Genomic DNA, 14,969 nt, shown 5'->3' on the forward strand with positions numbered 1-14,969 from the left:
CGCGCCGGTCATGTCCCGGCAGCCCCACCACCACGGGCACAAAGACAGCCACAGCCATGGCCACAGCCGCAGCCACGACCACACTCATGGTCACAGCCACAGCCACAGCCACACGCATGGCCCCACCCCCACGCACCCGGAGGCCCCGAAGCCATGGCCCACCCCAGTCGTGAGCGCTCCGCAGGCCCAGGCCGTCGTCACCGAGGTCACCCGGCTGCGGCGCCGCGTCACCGTCCGGGGAGTTGTCCAGGGGGTCGGCTTCCGGCCCTACCTCTACAGCCTCGCCACCGACCTCGCCCTGGCCGGCCACGTGACCAACACCCCTGAGGGTGTGGTCGTGGAGGTCGAGGGTACGGCCTCGGCCGTGGCCCGGTTCTGCGACCGGATCGCCGCCGAGGCGCCTCCGCTGGCGCGCGTCGACTCCGTCGACCACCGCGAGGTGCCTCCCGTCGGCGGCACGACGTTCACCATCCTCGCCTCCCACTCCGGCGGACCGGCCCGCACCCTGGTCTCCCCGGACTCCGCCACCTGCGCCGACTGCCTCACCGAACTGGCTGACGCCACGAACCGTCGGTACCGCCACCCGTTCGTCAACTGCACCCACTGCGGCCCGCGCTTCACGATCGTCACCGGCGTCCCCTACGACCGGGCCCACACCACCATGGCCGGCTTCGCGATGTGCCTCGACTGCGCCCGCGAGTACGGGGATCCGGCCGACCGGCGCTTCCACGCACAGCCGGTCGCCTGCCCGGCCTGCGGTCCGCGGCTGCGGCTGCTCGTCGCCGGCGAGGGCGGACCGAGCAGCGCCGACGGCGGGGACCCGGTCGTCGAGGCGCGCACCCTGCTGGCGCGGGGCGCGATCCTCGCCGTGAAGGGCCTGGGCGGCTACCACCTGGCGTGCGACGCCACCAACCAGGCGGCCGTCGACCTGCTGCGACGCCGCAAGGCACGCGGCGACAAACCGTTCGCCGTCATGACCGGGGCGACGGACGACATCCGGCACCTCGTGCGGCTCGGCCCCGAGGAGCAGCACCTGCTGGAGAGCCGGGCCAGGCCGGTGGTCCTGCTGAGGCGGCGGCCACGACCGTCGTACGCCGTCGACGCCGTGCGGCCCGCCGAGGCCGTCGCGCCCGGCAGTCCCGACCTCGGCGTGATGCTGCCGTACACCCCCCTGCACCATCTGCTGCTCGGCCTGCCCGGCGACGCGGACGGCCCTCGGCTGCTCGTCATGACCAGCGGCAACGTGTCCGGGGAACCGATCGTCACGGACGACACCGAGGCACTGGAGCGGCTCGCGCACCTGACCGACGCCTGGCTCACCCACGACCGGCCGATCCACGTCCCCTGCGACGACTCCGTGGTCAGGGTCTGCGACGGCGAACCGCTCGTGCTCCGCCGCTCCCGCGGCTACGCGCCGCTGCCGCTCACCCTCCCCCTGCCCGTACGGCCGACCCTCGCCGTGGGCGGCGACCTGAAGAACGCCTTCTGCCTGGGCTCGGGCCGCCAAGCCTGGCTGTCGGCCCACATCGGTGACATGGACGACCTCGGCACCCAACTCGCCTTCGAGCACGCGACGGCGCAGCTGGAGTCGCTCACGGGGGTGCGGCCCCGGACACTGGCGTCCGACCGGCACCCCGGCTATCGCTCGGCCCGCTGGGCCGAACGGAACGCGGCCGGCCGGCCCGTCGTCCGCGTCCAGCACCATCACGCGCACATCGCCGCAGCGATGGCCGAGCACGGGCTCGACGGCACCCGGCCGGTCATCGGCGTCGCCTTCGACGGCACGGGCCACGGCGACGACGGCGCCGTGTGGGGCGGGGAGTTCCTGCTCGCCGACTACGACCGCTTCACCCGGTTCGGGCACCTCGCCTACGTCCCGCTGCCCGGCGGCGACGCGGCCGTACGGCTGCCGTACCGCATGGCGCTGGCCCATCTACGGGCGGCCGGGATCGGCTGGGCCGACGACCTCGCCTGCACCGCGGCCTGCCCGCCCGACGAACTGCCGCTGCTGGAACGGCAGTTGGAGTGCTCCCTGAACTGTGTCCCCACGTCCAGCATCGGCCGGCTCTTCGACGCGGTGTCCTCCCTCGCCGGGGTCTGCCACCGCGCCGGCTACGAGGCGCAGGCCGCCGTCGAGTGGGAGGCGGCCGCCCTGCTCGCACCGCCCGAGGACACCACGGCGTACGCCTTCGCCCTCCACGACCCGGAGAACGGCGAGGGCGGCGAGAACGGCGCGGACGGCGAGGCCGGCGCCGTACGGGCCGATCCGGCGCCCGTGCTCGCGGCGATCGTCGACGACCTGCGCGCGGGCGTCGACACGGCCCTGATCGCGGCACGCTTCCACCGGGGCGTGGCCGCTCTGGTGCACGGCATGTGCCGGCGGGCGCGGGAGCGGCACGGGCTGGACGCGGTCGCCCTCACGGGAGGCGTGTTCGCCAACACGCTGCTCTCCTCGGCCTGCGCCCGCGCCCTGCGCGGGGACGGCTTCACGGTCCTGCGGCACCGACTGGTTCCGCCGGGCGACGGCGGGCTGGCACTGGGCCAGCTGATGGTGGCCGCCCGGACCGCTTCCACTCCCACCGACTGAGCGACGCGCGACCCACAGCGAGGAGAGGTTCATGTGCCTGGCGGTACCCGGCAGAGTGCTGGACATCGAGGAACGGGACGGTACCCGGATGGCCTCCGTCGACTTCGGCGGAGTGGTCAAGGATGTGTGCCTGGAGTATCTGCCCGACCTGCGGGTCGGTGAGTACGCCATCGTCCACGTCGGCTTCGCCCTGCAACGGCTGGACGAGGAGTCGGCGCGGCAGACGCTCGAGCTCTTCGCCGAACTCGGCATGTTGCAGGAGGAGTTCGGCGATGCGTGGGAGATGGCAGCGGCGGAGGCGGGCGTGGAGCCGATGGGAGTGGCTCCGGTGGCAGAGACGCCGGTGGCAGAGGTGGCGGTGGAAGAGGTGCGTGATCGGTGAAGTACATCGACGAGTTCCAGGACCCGGAGCTGGCGCAACGGCTCCTCGACGACATCCGTGCCACGGTGACCAGGCCGTGGGCCCTGATGGAGGTGTGCGGAGGGCAGACGCACAGCATCATCCGGCACGGCATCGACCAACTCCTGCCCGACGACATCGAGTTGATCCACGGCCCCGGTTGTCCCGTGTGCGTGACCCCGCTGGAGGTCATCGACAAGGCGCTGGAGATCGCCTCACGGCCGGAGGTGATCTTCTGTTCCTTCGGCGACATGCTCCGGGTGCCGGGTACCGGCCGGGACCTCTTCCAGGTCCGGGGCGAGGGCGGCGACGTACGGGTGGTCTACTCGCCGCTCGACGCGCTGCGGATCGCCCAGCGGAACCCCGACCGCGAGGTGGTGTTCTTCGGTATCGGCTTCGAGACCACCGCGCCGCCCAACGCCATGACGGTCCATCAGGCCCGGAAGCTGGGCGTCAAGAACTTCAGCATGCTGGTGTCCCACGTCCGCGTACCGCCCGCCATCGAGGCGATCATGTCCTCGCCGAGCTGCCGGGTGCAGGGCTTCCTCGCGGCCGGCCACGTCTGCAGTGTGATGGGCGTGGGGGAGTACCCGGAGCTCGCGGAACGGTTCCGCGTCCCCATCGTCGTGACGGGCTTCGAGCCGCTGGACATCCTCGAAGGCGTACGCCGGGCCGTCCGTCAGCTGGAACGTGGCGAGCACACCGTCGACAACGCCTACGCCCGCGCCGTCCGCCCGGAGGGCAACCGGGCCGCGCGGGCCATGCTGGAGGACGTCTTCGAGGTCACCGACCGGGCCTGGCGCGGCATCGGGGTGATCCCCGACAGCGGCTGGCGGCTGTCGCCGAAGTACCGCGACCACGACGCCGAGCACCGCTTCGCGGTCGGCGGGATCCGGACGGTCGAGCCCGCCGAGTGCCGCAGCGGAGAAGTCCTCCAGGGGCTGCTCAAGCCGCACGAGTGCGAAGCGTTCGGCACCCTGTGCACACCGCGTACGCCGCTGGGGGCCACGATGGTCTCCAGCGAGGGAGCCTGCGCCGCGTACTACCTCTACCGGCGGCTGGACATGCCCGCCGCCAAGGCCCGGGAGGCGAGCCCCGTTGTCTGACACCACCGATCTCCCCGCCCCCGCCACCCTCGACATCGAGGCGTGGACATGCCCGGCCCCCGTACGCGACAGGCCCCGGGTCGTCATGGGCCACGGCGGCGGGGGAGCGCTCTCCGCCGAACTCGTGGAGCAGATCTTCGCACCGGCCTACGGCGGTGATGTGCTCTCCCAGATGGGCGACGCGGCCGTTCTCGCGCTGGGCGGGGCCCGGCTGGCGTTCTCCACCGACTCCTACGTGGTGCGGCCGCTGTTCTTCCCCGGCGGCAGCATCGGCGACCTCGCGGTGAACGGCACCGTCAACGACCTCGCGATGCGCGGCGCCCGTGCCGCCTACCTCTCCTGCGGATTCATTCTGGAGGAGGGCGTCGAACTGGACGTGGTCACCAGGGTCGCCCAGGCGCTCGGCGCGGCCGCGCGCGCCGCCGGGGTGGAGGTGGCCACCGGCGACACCAAGGTGGTGGAGGCCGGCCACGGCGACGGGGTCTTCATCAACACGGCCGGCATCGGTCTCGTCCCGGCCGGCGTCGATCTACGGCCCCAGCGGGTCGTCCCCGGCGATGTCGTGATCGTCAGCGGTGCCATCGGGGTCCACGGGGTGGCGATCATGAGCGTGCGGGAAGGGCTGGAGTTCGGCGTCGAGATCGAGAGCGACTGCGCGGCCCTCGGCGGTCTGGTCGACGCGATGCTCGCCGTCACCCCGGATCTGCACGTCCTGCGCGATCCCACCCGAGGCGGCCTGGCGGCGGCCCTCAACGAGATCGCGGCGGCCTCCGGCACGGGGGTCGTCATCCGGGAACGCGACGTCCCGGTGCCGTCGGCCGCGGCCAACGCCTGTGCCATTCTCGGCCTGGACCCCTTCTACATCGCCAATGAGGGCAAGCTCGTGGCCTTCGTCCCGCGCGAGCACGCCGACGCGGTACTGGAGGCGATGCGCGCCCACCCCCTGGGCGCCGACTCCGTGATCATCGGCGAGGCCGTCGAGGACCATCCCGGCATGGTCGTCGCCAGGACCGGCCTCGGCGGCACCCGGGTGGTCGACCTGCCGATCGGCGAACAACTGCCGAGGATCTGCTGACGCAGGCCCGCGGTCCCCGCGGGCTCCGCTCGACACCCCCCACCCCCTGCGGCGGCGGCGCGGTCTACGGGTCCTGCGGGTCCACGCCGGTCTTCGCGGCGGCGTCCTTGGTGCCGCTGGGACGCTGGGAGCGGCCCTTGCGGCCGGTGTCGCGGCGGCCCTCCTCGTCGGCGTCGCCGTACTCCTCGCCACGCGCCCCGTGACTCCTCGCCGTGTCACCCGGGACGGATTTCGTCTCCGCGGCGGACTTCTTCCGTCCTCGGCCCGCCGCTTCCGCGTGCTCGGCCGTACGGAAGGAGCGCGGGGCGCTCGGGTTGTCCTGCTGACGGGTCTCGTCCACATCGGGCGACCAGCCGTGCTGCTCGGTGCCCCGGTGACGGCTCGGGCCCTTGCCGTGCGGCGGTTCGGACGAACGTGGTTTCTTCGACATGGTCCGACCTGTCTGTTCGTGGGCGACGGGGGCGGCGCTCATGCGTCACCGCGATGTATCGATTGTCCCTCCTTGTCGTGGTTGGAGCACATCGAGCCCCGTGACGGCTGGGGTCAGGGGGTGAAGACCTCGTCGAGGCGGTCGATGGCACCGTCGTCGCCGAGGTGGTACGTGAAGACGAGGCCCGAGTTCGGGTGGGCCTCCAGCCAGTCCGGGTACTCCTGGACGCCGATGGGCTGGTTCGTGGTGCTTTCCATGATGGGCGTGGTCACGGTGATGTTCGCGGCCTGGTCCATCGGGATGTACGTCTCCTTGCCGACCGTCTCGAAGGGGGCGCCGTCCGAGTGCGGGGTGCCGCGTCCCCAGTTGCCGTGCTTGACGATCAGGCCGAGGGACCCGCCTTCGGGCGTGTAGCGGTAGACCGCGATCTCGTCGGGTGAGATGGGCATCTTGTGATCGCAGTCGTCCCCGGCGTCGCCCTCGCTGCCGTCCGCGCCACCCGAGTCCGTGGAGCCAGTCGTCTCGGAATCGGACTGCTCGGAGGAGGCGTCGGAGGCGGCTCCGGACTTCTCGGCGTCGTCGTCCGCGCCGGCGGACGCCTTCGCATCGGGCGTCCCGGCGGTGCCGCCGCTCTTCCCACCGTCCTCGCCGTCCTCGGCGTGCGAGCCGCTCGTCGCCGTCGCGCTCGCGTTCGCATCCCCGTCGGCGGCCTCCGTGCCGCCGTCACCGGAACAGCCGGAGCCCCAGCGCTCCGGCGAGGCAGATGCCCAGCACGACCGACCGGGCGGCGCCGGGTCTGCGGCGGGTCCTCCTCGGCGTCACGTTCACGGTTCGTCCCCCTCCTGCTTGTTCGCGATCCCCGTGAGCCCCGTCGGCTCGGGAGAAAGGGACGATTTTCGGCCGTTGGCAGGTGCGCGTCCAGGCCGAATTCTGCACGTCGGCTTGCACGGTGCCACCGGCGGGGCGTCGCGGGGCCGGGCCGTGGCGCTGTGCGGTCCGGCCCCGCCGTGTCACCTCACGCCTCGCAGGCGGTCTTGGTGTCGCTCGTGTCGGCCGTGCAGGTGTCGGTGTTGGTGCCCCCGTTGAGGAAGTCGTTGCCGAACACGCCGTCCACGGCGTCGAGGGTGTCGTTCCCCGCCCCTCCGCTGTGGGTGTCGCTGCCGGCGCCACCGACCAGGGTGTCGTTGCCCGTGCCGCCCACCAGGAGGTCGTTGCCTCCGAAGCCGGACAGGACGTCGCCCGCCGTGCCGCCGGTGAGCGTGTCGCCGAACGGGCTGCCGTACACGATCTCGACGTCCGTGAGGACGTTGTCGCCCTCGCCGCCGATGCCGTCGTCGGCGGAGTTGTCGATGTCGACGACCACCCCGGAGGTGCTCTCCAGGTAGCTGGCGATGTCGCTGGCGCCGCCTCCGCCGCTGAGCCGGTCCGCGCCCGTGCCGCCGATGAGGAGGTCGAAGGTGACGCCGCCGTTCAGGGTGTCGTTGCCCGTACCGCCGTTGAGGATGTTGCTGCCCGGGCTGGGGCCGCCGTTGATGACGTCGTTGCCGGACTCGCCCTTGAGGTCACCGCGGACGTTGCCGGTCTTGGTGATGATGTCGTTGCCGTCACCGGCGTTGACCACGACCGTGTCGGTGTTGAGGTTCACCGGGCAGGCCACCGAGCCGTTGACCTGGAGGGCGCATCCGAGACCGGCGGTCAGGGTGTCGGAGGTGTCCTGGATGACGACGTTGCTCCCGGACAGGCTGACCGTGATGTTGTTGGCGCGCCCCGCCGCCGCGTTGACGACCACCTTGGTCCCGCTCTTGGACACACCCGTGGCCGCGCTCGCGGGTCCTCCGGCCACCGTCACCGCGGAGGCGGCCGTCGCCGCGACCACCAGGACCCTGAGTAACGCTTTTCGTGTCATGAACTACCTCTCGATTGCCTCCGTCGACCTGCCCGCGCACCGCCGGTGCGTCGGGCCGCCCCTACGGTCCCCGGCGGGCCCGGGTGGCGCATGGGGGAAGAGCCCCCATCTATCGACGGAGTCGGGCTCGGCCGGCGGAGCCGTGGACCTTCCGGACGGACCGGAGAGGAGGTGGGAAGACAAGGGAACGAGCGGCCGGAGAGGCGCCCCTGCGGCTGGAACGAGCGCCCTGGGAGGGTGGCCCCGCAGCGCCCGGCGAGCTGGCCCCAGGGGGCGGTGGGCGGCGGCGTGAAACTGTTCCGAGTGCCCCGCGCGCGGGCTTGTATTCCACCTGGGACGGTATCTTTTCGGGCGGCGGGGATCTTCGCGACCGGCTTTGGTTGTCGGACGACAACTGCGTTAATCTTCACCGGATTTTCTCATCCGGTCGATCCGTGAACTGCGGAAACCCGGCCGGTGAGCGGGCCTTGCACGGCCCGGCGCGGGTTCCGAGTCCTCGGCGCGAGGGCTCTTGGGGAGCGGAACGAGGGTGCGCATGAGCGGCAAGACGACCGAGACGGTCGAACGGGCCCCGGGAGAGCAGGAGCTACGGCAACTCCTGGCCGGTCTGACGGCCGTACGGGACGGCGACTTCGGCACCCGGCTGCCGTCCGACGGCGAGGGGCTGCTCGGCGACATCGCCACCGTCTTCAACGGCATGGTCGACCAACTGTCCGTGTTCACCTCCGAGGTCACCAGGGTGGCCCGTGAGGTGGGCACCGAGGGAACGCTCGGCGGGCAGGCCGAGGTACCGGGCGTCTCGGGCACCTGGGCCGATCTCACCGACTCGGTCAACGCCATGGCGGGCAACCTGACCACCCAGGTGCGCGACATCGCGCAGGTGGCGACGGCCGTGGCCAAGGGCGATCTGTCGCAGAAGATCGACGTTCCCGCGCGCGGCGAGATCCTCCAGCTGAAGGAGACCGTCAACACGATGGTCGATCAGCTCTCCGCGTTCGCCGCCGAGGTCACCCGTGTCGCGCGCGAGGTCGGCAGCGAGGGGCGGCTCGGCGGGCAGGCCCAGGTGCCCGGTGTCGGCGGGGTCTGGCGCGACCTGACCGATTCGGTCAACTTCATGGCCGGCAACCTCACGTCCCAGGTCCGCAACATCGCCCAGGTCACCACGGCGGTGGCGCAGGGCGATCTGTCGCAGAAGATCACCGTGGACGCGCGGGGCGAGATCCTGGAGTTGAAGAACACCATCAACACGATGGTGGACCAGTTGTCCGGTTTCGCCGACGAGGTCACGCGCGTGGCCCGCGAGGTCGGCACCGAGGGACGGCTCGGCGGACAGGCCGACGTCAAGGGCGTCAAGGGCACCTGGCGCGACCTCACGGACTCCGTGAACTTCATGGGGGCCAACCTCACCTCCCAGGTCCGCAACATCGCCCAGGTGGCGACGGCGGTGGCTCAGGGGGATCTGTCGCAGAAGATCACCGTGGACGCCCGTGGGGAGATCCTGGAGCTCAAGGACACCATCAACACGATGGTGGATCAGCTGTCCGGTTTCGCCGACGAGGTCACCCGTGTGGCCCGCGAGGTCGGCACCGAGGGCAATCTGGGCGGACAGGCGATCGTCCGGGGCGCGTCGGGCACCTGGAAGGACCTGACCGACAACGTCAACGTCATGGCGTCCAACCTGACCGGTCAGGTCCGCTCGATCGCCCAGGTCGCCACGGCCGTCGCACGCGGCGACCTGTCCCAGAAGATCACCGTCGAGGCCAAGGGCGAGGTCGCCGCCCTGGCCGACGTCATCAACACCATGGTCGACACCCTCTCCGCGTTCGCCGACGAGGTCACCCGTGTCGCCCGCGAGGTCGGCACCGAGGGCCGCCTCGGTGGGCAGGCCCACGTCCCCAACGTCGCGGGGACCTGGAAGGACCTGACCGACAACGTCAACTCGATGGCGAACAACCTCACCGGTCAGGTCCGCAACATCGCCCTGGTGACCACGGCGGTGGCGGGCGGCGACCTGTCGAAGAAGATCGACGTCGACGCCCGCGGCGAGATCCTGGAACTCAAGACCACCATCAACACGATGGTCGACCAGCTCTCGTCGTTCGCCGCCGAGGTCACCCGCGTCGCCCGCGAGGTCGGCAGCGATGGCCGGCTCGGCGGACAGGCCGAGGTGGAGGGCGTCGAGGGCACCTGGAAGCGGCTCACCGAGAACGTCAACGAACTGGCCGGGAACCTCACCCGCCAGGTCCGCGCGATCGCCGAGGTCACCAGCGCCGTCGCCGAGGGCGACCTGACCCGCTCCATCACCGTGGAGGCGTCCGGCGAGGTCGCCGACCTCAAGGACAACATCAACTCCATGGTGGAGTCCCTGCGCGAGACCACCCGGGCCAACCAGGAACAGGACTGGCTCAAGACCAACCTCGCCCGCATCTCCGGTCTGATGCAGGGCCACCGCGACCTGCCCGTCGTCGCCGAGCTCATCATGGACGAGCTGGCACCGCTGGCCTCGGCGCAGTACGGCGCCTTCTACCTCGCCGAGGACACCGAGCGCGGCCCCGAACTGCGGCTGGTGGGCTCCTACGGCTACCCCGACGACACCGACCGGCCCGAGCGCATCCCCGTCGGCCGCTCACTGGTCGGGCAGGCCGCGCGCAACTGCCGTCCCATCAGCGTCGAGGAACTGCCGCCGGGCTATGTGACGATCTCCTCCGGACTCGGACAGGCCGAGCCCAGCGCCCTGGTCGTGCTGCCCATCGTGGTCGAGGACCAGGTCCTCGGCGTCATCGAACTGGGCTCCGTCACCCCCTTCACTCAGATCCACCAGGACTTCCTCGCCCAGTTGATGCCGACCATCGGCGTCAACCTCAACACCATCGTGGCCAACGCCCGCACCGACGAACTGCTGGGCGAGTCGCAGCGGCTGACCGCCGAACTCCAGGCACGGTCCGAGGAGTTGCAGGTCCAGCAGGACGAACTGCAGCGCTCCAACGCCGAACTGGAGGAGAAGGCCTCCCTGCTGGCCTCGCAGAACAGCGACATCGAGGCCAAGAACCTGGAGATCGAACAGGCGCGGCAGGAGCTGGAGACGCGCGCCCAGCAGCTGGCCCTGGCCTCCAAGTACAAGTCGGAGTTCCTGGCGAACATGAGCCACGAACTGCGCACCCCGCTCAACAGCCTGCTGATCCTGGCCCAGTTGCTCGCCCAGAACCCCTCGCGCAACCTCACGCCCAAGCAGGTCGAGTACGCGGGCATCATCCACTCGGCGGGCTCGGACCTGCTGCAACTGATCAACGACATCCTCGACCTGTCCAAGGTCGAGGCCGGCAAGATGGACGTCGCCCCCGAGCGGGTCCCGCTGCGCAAGCTCCTCGAATACGTCGAGGCCACGTTCCGCCCGATGACGTCGCAGAAGAGCCTGGACTTCACGGTGGCCACCGCACCGGGCACCCCCGCCGACCTGCTCACCGACGACTCCCGGCTGCGGCAGATCCTGCGCAACCTGTTGTCCAACGCGGTCAAGTTCACCGAGGAGGGCCGCGTCACCCTGCGTATCGAACCCGCCGTGGACCGCGAGGTCCCCGTGGGCGTCCTGCGCGGCGGTCCCGTCGTGGCGTTCCGGGTCGAGGACACCGGCATCGGCATCCCCCAGCAGCAGCTGGAGACGATCTTCGGGGCGTTCCAGCAGGCGGACGGCACCACCAGCCGCAAGTACGGCGGCACCGGACTCGGCCTGTCGATCACCCGGGAGATCGCCCATCTGCTCGGCGGCGCCGTCACCGTCGACAGCACCCCCGGTCAGGGCAGCACCTTCACCCTCTACCTGCCCGTGGCCCGCGACGACTTCGAGGAACAACTCGACGGCGACCACCGGCCGACGGAGCACCCGGACCCCACCGGCCGTGAACTCCCCCCGGCGTCCCGGCCGGGCACCGCGTCCCCCGCGGTGCCCGAGCAGCGCCGACGCCGTCTGCTGGTCGTCGAGGACCGCCCCCGCGGACTGCTGACCCTCGTCGCCGAACGCGCGGTCGCCGACCTCGCCTCCGACGGCGACCCCCTCGGCGCGATCGACATCATCACCGCCGTCGGAGCACAGGAGGCCGCCGGCACACTGGCCGCCGAGCCGTGCCACTGCGTCGTCCTCGAACTCGCCATGCCCGACGACGAGGGCGCCCGTCTGCTGGAGGCCATGGAGGGCGACTCGGCGCTCGCCAGCGTGCCCGTACTCGTGCACACCGGCCACCGGGTGGACCTGGCGCACGAGCAGGCGCTGCGCTCCCGTGCGGACGGCCGCCCGCTCGACTTCCTGTCCAGCCTGGACGAACTGCGCGAACGCATCACCCTGCACCTGTCCGCCGAGGAGCCGGGGGACGTGCTGTCCCTGGTGCGCGCCGAGGAGACCCAGCGGCCGGCCGCACAGGTCGTCGACGGCGTCTTCGTCGGCCGTAAGGTCCTCGTGGTCGACGACGACGCCCGCAACCTGTTCGCGCTGAGCGGGATGCTGGAGCTCCACGGCTTCCACGTCCTGCACGCCGACAACGGCCGCCGGGGCATCGAGATGCTGCTCGCCCACCCGGACGTCTCGCTGGTCCTGATGGACGTGATGATGCCCGAGATGGACGGCTACACCGCCACCTCGGAGATCCGGGCGATGCCCCAGTACGCCGACCTGCCCATCATCGCCGTGACCGCCAAGGCCATGCCCGGCGATCAGGAGAAGAGCCTGGCGTCGGGTGCGAACGACTACGTGACCAAACCGGTCGACACGGGTGACCTCATCGGCCGGGTCCGACGCTGGCTGGCCGTATGACGGGGCCTCGCACCGCCGCGCGCACCAGCCCACCGGGTGGCGTCCCGGGACGCCCGAGCCGAGGAACAGGTCAACCGTGAGCAACCCCAGCCAGTCGGCCGAGCCGCAGCACGCCGACGCCGCGTGTGAGGAACCGTCCACAGGTGCCGCGCTTGGCGAGCCGGCCACCGGAGCTGTGCCTGGCGAGCCGTCGGCCGACGACCAGCCCGGCGCGGCATCGGTGGACGCCCTGGAGACGAAGGGGCAGTCCACGCCCGTCGGCCGGCTCGCCGCGACCGTGGAGCGGCTGCGCCGCGAGGTGCAGGCCGCCCAGGCGGAGGCGGACGGCCGTGCCGTGATCGAACTGGCCAAGGGCATCCTCGTCGAACGGCTCGGCTGCGGACCGGCCCAGGCCGCCCTGCAACTCGCCGAACTGACCGAACAGGCGGGCGTGACACCCCTGGAGTTCGCCGTCGAGGTCATCAACCAGGCCGCCCGCGACCGGCTCTCCGAGATGACCACCGCCCTGCTCGCGAACACCGCGAGCAGGGACGACACCGACGACCCACCGGGCGGCGGCTCCCTCGCCGTACGGCTGCGGACCGCCGAGAGCGCCGCACTGGCCGCCCACGACGCCCAGGCCGTGGCCGACTCCCTCCTGGAACACGCCCTCACCCCGCTCGGCGCCGAAGCCGTGGCCATCTGGGCGCTGGGCGCCGACGGCTCCCTGACCCTGGCCGGCAGCGCCGGCTTCTCGGCCGCCGAGGCGACACGCTGGCGGTACGTCCCGCCGGGCGTCGTCACCGTCGCCCGTCGCGGCCTCGGGGGCCGGGCCGGCCAGTGGATCGGCTGCCTGTCGCAGACCGGCCTGCCCTCCATCGGCCGCCACCACCATCCCGACGGCGGCCGGGTCGCCGTCCCCGCCGGCACCGGCGGCCGCATCCACGGCGTGCTGGAGATCGTCTGGCCTGCGCCGCTGGAGGCCCAGCCCCCGCAGATCGTCCGCCAGGTCGAGGCCCTGGCGGAGCTGTGCGCCCACACGCTCGGGACCTTCGTCCCGTCCCACGGCGACGGCGAGGCGCGGGCCGCCGGGATCCTGCCCGATGTCGCCGAGCTGATGGACCTCGCCGACGGGCTCCACGACCCCGCGCTGGTGCTCGTCCCGCACCTGGACGGCACCGGGGAACTGGTCGACTTCCGCATCCACCACGTCAACAGCCGCTTCCTCGACCCGGCCGGTCGGCCCCGGGGCGTCGTCAACGGAGCCCTGTTCCTGGAGACGTATCCCATGGCCGCCGGTGAGAGCGAACTGTTCGAGCAGGTCGAACGTGTCTACGCCACCGGCGAGCCGTTCCGCGCCCGCCGGATGCGGCTCACCTCCCTCGTGGAGGACGTCCCGCTGGCGGCCGTCGCCGACATCAACATCACCCGCCACGGCGGCAGCGTCCTGCTCATCTGGCGGATAGAGGATGAGACCGCGCGGCTGGCGAGCCTGCTGCAGCACGCCCAACGCCTCGGCCGTATCGGCGGGTTCGAGGAGAACCTCGTCACCGGCGAGATCACCTGGAACGGCCAGCTCTACAGCCTCTACGGCAAGCCCTCCATCAGCGGACCCGTCCCGCTGGAGGACCTGCCGGCCCACGCCCACCCCGACGACGCCGTCGCCATCGGCCGGTTCCTGCGCACCCTGCTGCACCACCGTCGCTCCGCGTCCGCCGCCTTTCGGCTCCAGCGGCCCGACGGCGTCACCCGGCACATCCGAGTCGTCGCCGAGCCGGTCCTCGACTCCGACGGCCGGCTCCTCGTCGTCCGGGGCGCCTACCAGGACATCTCCGCCCACCACTGGACGGAGGTCGCCCTCGCCGCCACCCGCGACCAACTCGCCCACTCCGAGCAGCAGGCGAGCGAACGCGACCGGCTCACCCTCCAGCTCCAGCACGCCATCATGCCCCCCGCCCAGGCACCTCTGGAGGCCCCCGGACTGCGCGTCGCCGTCCGCTACCGGCCCGCCGAGACCCAGCACCTGGTGGGCGGCGACTGGTACGACGCGGTCGTGCTGCCCTCCGGGCTGGTGCTGCTGTGCGTGGGAGACGTGGCCGGGCACGGCATAGAGGCGGCCACCAGCATGGTCGTCCTGCGCAACGCCCTGCGCGGTCTCGCCGTGACCGGCGCCGGACCGGGCCAGCTGTTGGCCTGGCTCAACATGGTGGCCCACCACCTGACGGGTTCCGTCACCGCCACCGCCGTCTGCGGCCTCTACGACCCGCACCGCCACACCCTGCGCTGGGCCAGGGCGGGCCATCTGCCGCCGGTCCTGGTACGCGCGGCCGAGGCGACACCGCTCCCTCTGATCAAGGGCCTGCTGCTCGGCGCCCTGCCCGAGGCGACGTACGAGGAACACGAACTGCAACTGGCCGTCGACGACACCCTGCTGATGTACACCGACGGTCTGATCGAACGCCGTGACCGCTCCGTGGAGGAGTCCCTGGCCCAGCTGCTCACCGCCGCCAGGACCGTACCCCCCACCCTCGACCAGCAGTTGGACCGCCTCCTCACCTACAGCAGGTCCGACACCGACGACGACACGTGCCTCGTCGGCGTCCGGGTGGCCCAGGCCCTGCCGGCCTGATCACCGCAGAGCGAGGCGACCTCCGGCGTACGGAACGTCTGCGGGCGCCGTCG

Annotated in this window: 9 protein-coding genes; 6 read left to right on the top strand and 3 right to left on the bottom strand. The window is 71.7% G+C overall.

The features are described 5' to 3' along the window. Positions 1–169 precede the first annotated feature (169 nt). From hypF to hypE, 4 genes are read left to right on the top strand one after another with little or no spacing between them, the layout of a single operon-like run. Positions 170–2,587 (top strand): carbamoyltransferase HypF, encoded by a 2,418-nt coding sequence (gene hypF / locus E4N62_RS25745; RefSeq protein ID WP_230218485.1) that lies wholly within the window; start codon positions 170–172, stop codon positions 2,585–2,587. Between the two features lie 31 nt (positions 2,588–2,618). After that, entirely contained in the window at positions 2,619–2,969 is a 351-nt protein-coding gene (locus E4N62_RS25750; protein ID WP_230218383.1) for a HypC/HybG/HupF family hydrogenase formation chaperone, read from the top strand. Beyond that, positions 2,966–4,093, top strand: coding sequence for a hydrogenase formation protein HypD (gene hypD / locus E4N62_RS25755; RefSeq protein WP_230218385.1), 1,128 nt, complete (start codon positions 2,966–2,968; stop codon positions 4,091–4,093). Before E4N62_RS25750 ends, hypD begins: the two co-directional genes overlap by 4 nt. Further along, positions 4,086–5,168: a hydrogenase expression/formation protein HypE gene (gene hypE, locus E4N62_RS25760; protein WP_268269845.1), complete on the top strand. Its 1,083-nt coding sequence runs from the start codon at positions 4,086–4,088 to the stop codon at positions 5,166–5,168. Before hypD ends, hypE begins: the two co-directional genes overlap by 8 nt. Before the next feature lie 64 nt (positions 5,169–5,232). Here hypE and E4N62_RS25765 read toward each other — a convergent pair whose 3' ends face one another. The 3 genes from E4N62_RS25765 to E4N62_RS48150 form a co-directional block, all read right to left on the bottom strand. Continuing rightward, the gene (locus tag E4N62_RS25765; protein ID WP_230218387.1) at positions 5,233–5,598 is read right to left on the bottom strand and encodes a hypothetical protein; all 366 of its coding nucleotides are present in this window, start codon (positions 5,596–5,598) and stop codon (positions 5,233–5,235) included. Between the two features lie 113 nt (positions 5,599–5,711). Beyond that, positions 5,712–6,047, bottom strand: a complete 336-nt coding sequence (locus tag E4N62_RS25770) for a hypothetical protein (RefSeq protein WP_230218390.1) — start codon at positions 6,045–6,047, stop codon at positions 5,712–5,714. A gap of 566 nt (positions 6,048–6,613) precedes the next feature. Beyond that, entirely contained in the window at positions 6,614–7,504 is an 891-nt protein-coding gene (locus E4N62_RS48150) for a calcium-binding protein (protein ID WP_268269846.1), read from the bottom strand. A gap of 535 nt (positions 7,505–8,039) precedes the next feature. Here E4N62_RS48150 and E4N62_RS25785 point away from each other — a divergent pair. Both E4N62_RS25785 and E4N62_RS25790 read left to right on the top strand, forming a co-directional pair. After that, entirely contained in the window at positions 8,040–12,308 is a 4,269-nt protein-coding gene (locus E4N62_RS25785; protein ID WP_230218392.1) for a HAMP domain-containing protein, read from the top strand. A gap of 76 nt (positions 12,309–12,384) precedes the next feature. Then, positions 12,385–14,916: a SpoIIE family protein phosphatase gene (locus tag E4N62_RS25790; protein ID WP_374117064.1), complete on the top strand. Its 2,532-nt coding sequence runs from the start codon at positions 12,385–12,387 to the stop codon at positions 14,914–14,916. Positions 14,917–14,969 lie beyond the last annotated feature (53 nt).

Origin of the sequence: Streptomyces sp. MNU76 (assembly GCF_020982545.1) — a bacterium.
In the GTDB taxonomy this organism is placed as follows: domain Bacteria; phylum Actinomycetota; class Actinomycetes; order Streptomycetales; family Streptomycetaceae; genus Streptomyces.

Coding starts and splice junctions, on each gene's coding strand:
- E4N62_RS25750 (WP_230218383.1), top strand. CDS start 2,619: ATGTGCCTGGCGGTACCCGGCAGAGTGCTGGACATCGAGGAACGGGAC.
- E4N62_RS25765 (WP_230218387.1), bottom strand. CDS start 5,598: ATGTCGAAGAAACCACGTTCGTCCGAACCGCCGCACGGCAAGGGCCCG.
- E4N62_RS25770 (WP_230218390.1), bottom strand. CDS start 6,047: ATGCCCATCTCACCCGACGAGATCGCGGTCTACCGCTACACGCCCGAA.
- E4N62_RS48150 (WP_268269846.1), bottom strand. CDS start 7,504: ATGACACGAAAAGCGTTACTCAGGGTCCTGGTGGTCGCGGCGACGGCC.
- E4N62_RS25785 (WP_230218392.1), top strand. CDS start 8,040: ATGAGCGGCAAGACGACCGAGACGGTCGAACGGGCCCCGGGAGAGCAG.